Origin of the sequence: Flavobacterium sp. (assembly GCF_003525665.1) — a bacterium.
In the GTDB taxonomy this organism is placed as follows: Bacteria; Bacteroidota; Bacteroidia; order Flavobacteriales; family Flavobacteriaceae; genus Flavobacterium.
Genome location: NZ_DQDX01000125.1, coordinates 34165 through 36143 on the forward strand (window position 1 = coordinate 34165; position 1979 = coordinate 36143).

1 protein-coding gene is annotated in these 1979 nt (G+C 35.4%); it reads left to right on the forward strand.

Annotated features, from left to right (window positions below):
• A partial coding sequence (locus DIU01_RS09045; protein WP_290833670.1) for a gliding motility protein RemB occupies positions 1-1979 on the forward strand: 1979 nt, incomplete at both ends.

Genomic DNA, 1979 nt, shown 5'->3' on the forward strand with positions numbered 1-1979 from the left:
GCAATTATCAGAATTAGAAACTTGTTTTTATAACGAAGTACAAACTTTTGTTTTTCAAAATTATCAAGTTCCAGATAAATTTAAAGATCAAAAAACAACCGTAATTGTACTTTTCGAAGTTGATGATAAAGGAAATTTCAAAGTACAATATGTAGATGCTATCGATGAAACTTTTACTGCCGAAAGCAAACGGGTTTTCTCAAAATTACCAAAAATAAAACCAGCAACTTACAACGGAAATCCAACCTATTCTAAATATACTATCAGAATTGCAATTCCATTACTAAATCCTGCTGATGCTGTTGTGGAAGAACCAAAAGAAAACAAATTGGTTACCAAACCAGTAACAGCTACAAGTACATTTGATAAAAATAAAGAGCTGACCGAACTTGACAGTATCGCTTACAAAAAATTTCAAAATCCGCAATTTACATCACATTTAAACATTCCGTTGTCGCACAGTTATTATGCTCAATTTGATGCTGCTATGAATCAAGTTGGAGCCAATAACCATACAGTTTCGAAACCATTTACTTACGCCGAAGTTTCAAAATATTATGATTTAGCTGATGTGAATTCGAAATTAATGAAAAACAAAACAACTTGGCTAGGAAAAAAATTCTGGAATGAAAACATGGTCGAAATTCAAGGCGAAGACTATTGGTTTACCATGAATCCGATTGTGGATTTGCAATTGGGGAAAAGTGATCCAAGTGAAGCAAGTTATACTTATGTAAACACACGCGGAATTCAAGTTCGTGGCGGATTGGGAAAACAATTAAATTTCACCACTACAATCTTCGAAAGCCAAGGTCGATTTGCAGATTATTTCAACAGATATGCCGAATCACTCGCGCCAGCAGGAGGAAATCCAGCAATTATTCCAGGAATCGGAATTGCTAAAGATTTTAAAACTGATGCTTACGATTTTCCTTTAGCCGAAGCCAATTTAACTTTCGCTCCAAGTCAATTCTTCGATTTGCAATTGGGTTATGGAAGAAACTTTCTAGGCGATGGTTACCGTTCGTTGTTGATGAGCGATGGCGCAAGTCCGTATCCCTATTTCAAAATAAATACTACTTTTTGGAAAATAAAATATACTAATACTTATATGTGGATGAAAGATGTTCGTCCAGAAGTTACGGTTGACAGAACTTATGCCACAAAGTTTGTTGCTAATCATTATTTGAGTTGGAATATCACTAAGAAATTCAATTTAGGTTTTTTCGAATCGGTAGTTTGGAGTAATCAAAACGATAGAGGTTTCGATATGAGTTTTGTAAATCCGATAATTTTCTATCGTGCTGTCGAATTTGCCTCTTCTTCAAGAAGCGGAAACGCACTTTTGGGATTGACAGGAAAATATAAATGGAACAACCAAATCAATTTCTACGGACAATTTTTATTGGATGAATTTTCATTGGGCGACATGAAATCGGGTGAGAAAAGTTGGAAAAACAAATTTGGATACCAACTCGGAGCCAAATATTACAACGCTTTTAAAGTTAAAAATTTATTACTTCAAGCCGAATACAATCACGTGCGACCATACGTGTACGCGCACAGCGATGTTTTGACCAATTACGGACATAACAACCAAAGTTTAGGACATCAATGGGGTGGAAATTTCAGTGAATTTATTGGAATTGCACGTTATAATTATGGCAGATATTTTGCCGATGCTAAAATTACGATGGGAAAACGCGGATTAGATTTTTCTAATACTGGAGTAAATTCCAACTACGGAAGCAATATTTACAGAGATTATGACGAAGAACGTGCTGCCGATACTGGAGTTGTAGTTGGGCAAGGAAATAAAACCAATATTTTCATCGCCGATTTACAAGCCGGATATTTAGTAAATCCAGCGACAAATTTAAAAGTATTCGGAAGCCTTATCTACAGAAACTTCGATCCGTCAACCGATACAATAACCGATTTTAAAGAAAGCACCACATGGTTTTCTGTAGGATTACGTT